7 protein-coding genes and 1 tRNA gene are annotated in these 5,943 nt (G+C 67.4%); 2 read left to right on the top strand and 6 right to left on the bottom strand.

What is annotated here, in order from left to right:
• Nucleotides 1-115: 115 nt before the first annotated feature.
• From VFH65_RS30590 to VFH65_RS30580, 3 genes are all read right to left on the bottom strand, one after another.
• Nucleotides 116-188, bottom strand: a tRNA-Arg gene (locus tag VFH65_RS30590).
• A gap of 15 nt (nucleotides 189-203) precedes the next feature.
• Nucleotides 204-482: an ANTAR domain-containing protein gene (locus VFH65_RS30585; RefSeq protein ID WP_353327076.1), complete on the bottom strand. Its 279-nt coding sequence runs from the start codon at nucleotides 480-482 to the stop codon at nucleotides 204-206.
• Between the two features lie 30 nt (nucleotides 483-512).
• On the bottom strand, nucleotides 513-1,337 hold the full coding sequence (locus VFH65_RS30580) for an LLM class F420-dependent oxidoreductase (RefSeq protein ID WP_353327074.1): 825 nt from the start codon (nucleotides 1,335-1,337) through the stop codon (nucleotides 513-515).
• A 163-nt stretch (nucleotides 1,338-1,500) separates the two neighbouring features.
• On the opposite strand from VFH65_RS30580, the gene VFH65_RS30575 reads away from it, so the two are divergent.
• Nucleotides 1,501-2,595: a glutamate--cysteine ligase 2 gene (locus tag VFH65_RS30575; RefSeq protein WP_353327072.1), complete on the top strand. Its 1,095-nt coding sequence runs from the start codon at nucleotides 1,501-1,503 to the stop codon at nucleotides 2,593-2,595.
• Here VFH65_RS30575 and VFH65_RS30570 read toward each other — a convergent pair.
• From VFH65_RS30570 to VFH65_RS30560, 3 genes are read right to left on the bottom strand one after another with little or no spacing between them, the layout of a single operon-like run.
• The gene (locus VFH65_RS30570) at nucleotides 2,592-3,305 is read right to left on the bottom strand and encodes an anti-sigma factor (protein WP_353327070.1); all 714 of its coding nucleotides are present in this window, start codon (nucleotides 3,303-3,305) and stop codon (nucleotides 2,592-2,594) included. The genes VFH65_RS30575 and VFH65_RS30570 overlap by 4 nt on opposite strands.
• A complete protein-coding gene (locus VFH65_RS30565) occupies nucleotides 3,302-3,883 on the bottom strand; it encodes a sigma-70 family RNA polymerase sigma factor (RefSeq protein WP_353327068.1) in 582 nt (193 codons plus the stop codon). Before VFH65_RS30565 ends, VFH65_RS30570 begins: the two co-directional genes overlap by 4 nt.
• Complete coding sequence (locus tag VFH65_RS30560; RefSeq protein WP_414688548.1) at nucleotides 3,880-4,620, bottom strand: DUF1365 family protein; 741 nt, start codon at nucleotides 4,618-4,620, stop codon at nucleotides 3,880-3,882. Before VFH65_RS30560 ends, VFH65_RS30565 begins: the two co-directional genes overlap by 4 nt.
• 43 nt (nucleotides 4,621-4,663) lie before the next feature.
• Between VFH65_RS30560 and VFH65_RS30555 the strand changes: the two genes are divergently transcribed.
• Nucleotides 4,664-5,943, top strand: a 1,280-nt coding sequence (locus VFH65_RS30555) for an amidohydrolase (RefSeq protein WP_353327064.1), incomplete at its 3' end; no start/stop codon positions are given.

Here is a 5,943-nt window from a genome sequence, read left to right as displayed (position 1 = left end):
ATCAAGGGAGTGTCAAGGATCAGCCGAAGCCACTGTCAAGCATCAGCCGAAACACTGTCGCCCATCAACCGAAGACCAAATGTCAGCCATCAGCCGAGGTAATACAGCAAATGAGTGCCCCCGGCAGGATTCGAACCTGCGACACCGGCTTTAGGAGAGCCGTGCTCTATCCCCTGAGCTACGAGGGCGGGACCGCTCGCAGCTTACCGGCGCGCCTGGTCGAGCAGCGAACCCCACTCGTAGCGCGCCGCGGCGGTCGCTTCGTCGTCGTGCGCCGACTTCGCGGCCAGCGAGACCAGCGCGTGGGCCATGCTCAGCGTCGGCACCCGATGCCGCTTCGAGGCGCTCACGATTTCGTCGAACGCCGCGTCGACCGTGCAGCGCCGAAGCGCCATCAGGACGCCCTCTGCCCTGTCCAGCATCCGGGCGCCTGACCTCGCGGGATCCTCAAGCGTGGCGCGCCGCTCCATGACGAAAGGCATTTCCCGCAAGCACCAGATCAAACCTGCGATTCAGCGCAGTTCGGCGATCACCTTGGAGAACGCTTCGGCGTGGGGAGCCTGCACGATGACGTTGCTCACCCCGTACGAATCGCGGAGCTCTCGTACCCGGTCTGCCATGTCGCGCACCGATCCGGACAGCACGCCGGGGTGGCGCAGCAGTTCCTCATCGGAGAACGTCGGCAGGAATTGGCGCGGTATCGATAGGTCCGGCATCCCCGAGCCGTCGACCGGCATCGCCGTGACCGCGATGTTGAGCTCCAACTCGCCGAAGCGGTCCCCCGCGGCGTTGCGGACGAACTCGATTCGCTCGGCAAGGGGGTCGGCGTCGTCGGTGGCGACGCTGTCACCGCCCGTGAAGCCGATGATGTTCGCGTGGGTGGCCGCGACGGTCAACAGCCGATCGCCGTTGCCCGCGATCAGGATTGGCACATCCGGCACATGTTCGGCCATGTACTCGGTCATGTGCTGCAAGTGCTCGATGCGCTGCCGTGCCGTGGGAAACGGCAACTCGGCGGCGTCGAACTCCTCACGCACATAGCCCGCGCCCAGCCCGAGTTCGAACCGCCCGCCGGACAGGTCGCGCAGCCCGGCGACGTCGCGAGCCAACAGCGCCGGCTTGTAGAAACCGGCGTTGAGGACGAACGTTCCGAACCGCAACGTGCTCGTGGCCGCGGCCGCCGTCGTCAAGGTGGGAAACGGTGCCGCCATCCCGAGGTGGTCGGGCACATGCAGCACGTCGTATCCGAAGTCTTCGACCCGTCGGGCGAACTCCTGGATCGACGACTGTGACTTGGCGTTGCGCAGACCGATGCCGAACCGGAAGTCCTTGGCCATGATCCGATCGTAGGCGTCAAGATCGGCAGCAAATGTTTGGCGCGGGCTTGCGGTGGGCAATCCCTGTCCGCTACTTCCGATCCCGGGAGTCACAACCGAAGGACTTGTTAGCGCGATCCGGCCCGTCGTGAGAGATCCGATGGGTCGGATCAATACTTTCGCCATGGCCAGTCATCCCACCGTCGGCGTCGAGGAGGAGTTCCTGCTCGTCGACCCGACCACCGGCGAACCGGTCGCTTGCAACGAACAGGTGGCCGCGCACGCAGCCGAGCGCGGGGTCAAACTGCAGCTCGAGCTGACCAGCTGCCAGATCGAGACGACGACGGGCGTCGTCGGCGGCAGTGGCGACCTGCGTGCCGAACTGACTCGGCTGCGCCGCATCGCCGCCGATTCCGCAGCAGCCAGCGGTGCGCAGCTACTGGCCGTCGGGCTTCCACCGACCGTGCCGCACGAGTTCCCGATCACCGACAACCCGCGCTACCGCGAAATCGCCGACAAATTCGGCATGGTCGCCTCCGAGCAAGGCATCTGCGGATGTCACGTGCACGTCGCAGTGCCCAGCCGCGAGGCCGCGATCCGGGTCAGCAACCGGCTGCGGCCGTGGCTGCCGCTGCTGCTCGCGCTGACCGCCAATTCGGCGGTCTATCGGGCCTCCGACACCGGCTACGCCAGCTGGCGCAGCGTGTTGTGGGCGCGCTGGCCCAGCGCCGGCCCGCCGCCGCATTTCGACTCCGTCGACGAGTACGACGCGGTTGTCCGGATGCTGCGCCACGCGGGCGCGATGCTCGACGACGGCATGGTCTATTGGGACATGCGTCCGTCGGCCAAATTCCCGACGATCGAGGTGCGTGTCGCCGACGTGCCGGCCACCGTCGACGAGACGGTTCTGCTGGCCGCGCTGATCCGGGGCTGTGTGATGACCGCGCTGGACGACGAGCGACGCGGTGAACCTATCCCGCCTCTGGCGCCGCACGTCTTGAAGGCCGCCTACTGGAAGTCCGCCCGCGACGGCCTCGATGGCCAAGCCGTCGACTTGCTCGAAAGCCACGAAACCGCTCCCGCGCGAACATTGTTGGATCGTCTCGTCGACCGGGTGCGGCCCGCGCTCGAGGACGTCGGTGACTACGACCTGGTGCACGGCGAACTCGATCGGATCGCCGAGCACGGCAACGGGGCGATGCGGCAGCGGCGGGCGTTTCAGCGCAGGGGCGACGTGGCCGATGTCGTCGCGGAGGCGTCGACGGCGACGCTCGCCTAGATCAGCGGCAGTTCGGCGATGATCGGCGTCGTCGGCGTCGGCGACCCGCTGCCGGGTTCGACCGTGAATGCCAGCGCCTGGGAGTCGCCGAGGTCCGGCAGGACGGCGGTTGTCGACGGTGCGACGGCTTCGGCATCCATCGTGCCCGCCGAATGTGGGCCCTGGTCGTCGATGAGCCACATCTGATACACCGTGCCCGGTCGCGGTGGTGCGACGTCGTTCATCACCAGCACCCCCGCGTTCTTCTCGCGCGAGAACACGACCGTCGCCGTGCCACCGGTGGGGATGTCGCCCGACACCGTCTGCACATCGGGGGCGGCGAATACCTGCTCGGCGGTCGACGGGGTGGGCGCCGGCCGCAGCGCCAGCCCGACGCCGAGTGCACCGAGCCCGATCACCAGCGCGGCCGCCGCGGCCAGCACCGCCTTCTGCCAGCGCTGGACCCGCGGCCTCAACTGGCGGACCGGGCCCGCGTCTATCTGGGCCAGCACCCGGTCCCGCAGTTGTTGGGGTGGCTCGATCGCGGTGGCCGCGGACACGACGGCCATGGTCTCCCGGATCGTCAGGACCTCGTCGGCGAAGGCCTGCGCGACCTCGGCCGGTGCGGCGGCGACGCGACGGTCGACGTCGGCGCGCTCTGCCTCCGACATCGCATGCAGCGCATACGGCGTTGCCAATGCGATCAGATCGGAGTCGTTCGGTTCTGTCATGCCATCCCCAGACATCTGCGCAGGCCCCGGATGGCATCGCGCATCCGCGATTTGATGGTCGCGAGATTCGCCGACAACCGTTCGGACACTTGGACGTACGTCAACCCGTCGTAGTAGGCGAGTTGGATGCACTCGCGTTGCGCGTCGGTCAGCGAGCCAAGGCAATCGGCCACCTGGCGTCGCTCGTCGCGCAGGATCACCGAGTCGGCAACGTGATCTGACGGCGGGTCGACATTGGCGGCGCCGTAGCGCGACTCGCGCGCACTGGCGGCCTGCTCGGAACGCACCCGGTCCACCGCGCGCCGGTGCGCCAGCGTCATCAGCCACGCCAACGGCGAACCAGCCGAGGGGTCGTAGTTGTCCGCGGTGCGCCACACCTGCAGGTAGATGTCCTGCGTGGTCTCCTCGCTGTAACCGGGATCGCGCAACACGCGGGTGACCAGACCGAATACCCGTGCCCGGGTGCGGTCGTAGAAGGTGGCGAACGCGTCAACGTCCTGCTGGGCCACCTGGCGCAGCAGGACATCGAGTTCGGTGGTCACGAGCGGTAGCCTAGCCACCTGTTTCAGTACCGTCACGGTATTCGTGATCTGGGCGCCGTGGATGTGAATTCCATTGTGGACGAAGTAGTTTCGCTAGGATGCGGCGGTGGGACAACGGCGACGCCGCGCAGTCGCAGCGTGAAAGCCTGCACCCGCATTTCCAACGCTGCCAACGGTGCGACGGAGTGGAGCCGGATGAGTTCGCCGATGTCCACCCGTCGACGCCGGCCGCGCATCGTCGCGACGAACGCCGGCTGGTTGTCGCGGTGCAGCGAAATCCATACGTCGAGTTCGGCATCCGGCCGCGGGGCCCGCACCAGGTAGTAGCCGTCGACCCCGTTGAACGGCGAGGCATAGTGCTTCTTGCGCACCATCGCGGGAACATCGCGGTGCGGTGGCAGCACATAGGCGTGCGATGAGCCCGAGAGGTTGTGCACCTCGGCGATGACATGGCGCAGCACGCCCGCGGCGTCGTGACACCAGTACAGGCGCAACGGGCTGAACCCATACCCAAGCACCCTGGCCTGTATCAGTGCGGTGATCGTGCCGCCCGGCGGATCGATGCCGTGCCGGGCCAGGGCCGCGTCGACGCGTTCGCGTAGCGAGTCGTCGAACCGCACGAACGGCCGCAGCCAGCGCGGCAGCTCAGGTAGCTCATCGACGTCGACGTACCAGCTGTGACCGCGATGTTCGAAGTAGTGATGTACCGGCGCTCGGCGTAGATGGGTGATCCGGGTCCTGTACAGCGCAGGTGTGCGTGCCATATCCAGTATTCGGAACCGTGCGGTCACCGGATTGGTGTCGTACCGTCGCGAGGTGTCTTCGACGTTTTTCCACGGAGGGACCATCTGGACCGGCGTGGACGGGCAGGTGACCGACGCGCTGCTGGTGGTCGACGGCGTGGTCCAAGCCCTCGGTGAGAGGGCCCGCGAGCGTGCGACGGGAGCCGACGACGTCGACCTCGGCGGTGGCTTCTTGATGGCTTCGTTCGGCGACGGCCACGCCCATCCGCTGCCAGGTGGCTTGGAAGCGGTAGGCCCACAGGTCCGACCATGCAAGTCGGTGGACGAGATCGTCGATGCCGTAGGCAAATTCGCCGCCGAACACCCCGATGACGACTGGATCGTCGGCGCGTCTTACGAAAGCAGCCTCGCCCCCGGCGGCTTGTTCGACGCCCGCTGGCTGGACGCCGCCGTTCCCGACCGGCCCGTGGTGCTGCGCGCATGGGACTACCACACCGTGTGGTGCAACTCCGTCGCACTGGAGCGAGCCGGCATCACCGCCGATACTCCCGACCCGCCGCTCGGAGAGATTCCCCGCCGCGACGACGGCTCGGTGCTGGGCACGCTGCGGGAATGGGGCGCCGTCGACTTGGTGTACAACGTTGTGCCCGAACGGGATTCGGCGGTGCGGATCGGCGCTCTCGGCACGGCCGCCCACTACTACCTGGCCCGCGGCGTGACCTGGGTGCAGGATGCCTGGGTCGAGCCGGCGGACGTCAACACCTATATCGACGCCGCCCGCCAGGGCGCTCTTGGCATCAGGTTCAACCTGGGTCTGTACGCCGACCCCCGGCATTTCGCCACACAGCTCGACCAGTTCGCCGACGCGCGTCGCCGCGTCTCGGAGGTCGCCTCGCCGCTGCTGACCGCGCAGACCGTCAAGTTCTTCGCCGACGGTGTCATCGAGAACGAGACCGGAGCGCTGTTGGCGCCGTATTGTGGCTCGCTGCACGACCACGGAGGGCAGGAGCGAAGCGACCCGGGAAACAACAGGGGCATGCAGGTGTGGGAGGACCTCGCAGGCGCCGTATGTGCGGTCGACGCACTGGGTTTCCAGATCCACATTCACGCGATCGGCGATGCGGCGGTGCGCCAGGCGCTGGATGCCATCGAACACGTGGTGGCCACCAACGGTCCGCGGGATCGGCGACCGGTGATCGCGCACGCCCAGCTTGTCGACGACGCGGATTTGGACCGCTTCGCGCGGCTCGGGGTGATCCCCAATATGCAACCGCTGTGGGCTCAGCTGGATCCGTTGATGGTCGAGCTGACGATCCCGCGGCTGGGCGACCGCAGCGACAAGCAGTACCGGAT

The sequence above is a fragment of the Mycobacterium sp. genome, from assembly GCF_035697385.1.
Classification (GTDB): domain Bacteria; phylum Actinomycetota; class Actinomycetes; order Mycobacteriales; family Mycobacteriaceae; genus Mycobacterium.
Note: the sequence above shows the minus strand (reverse complement) of the source record. Positions and strands in the feature narration are given on the sequence as shown.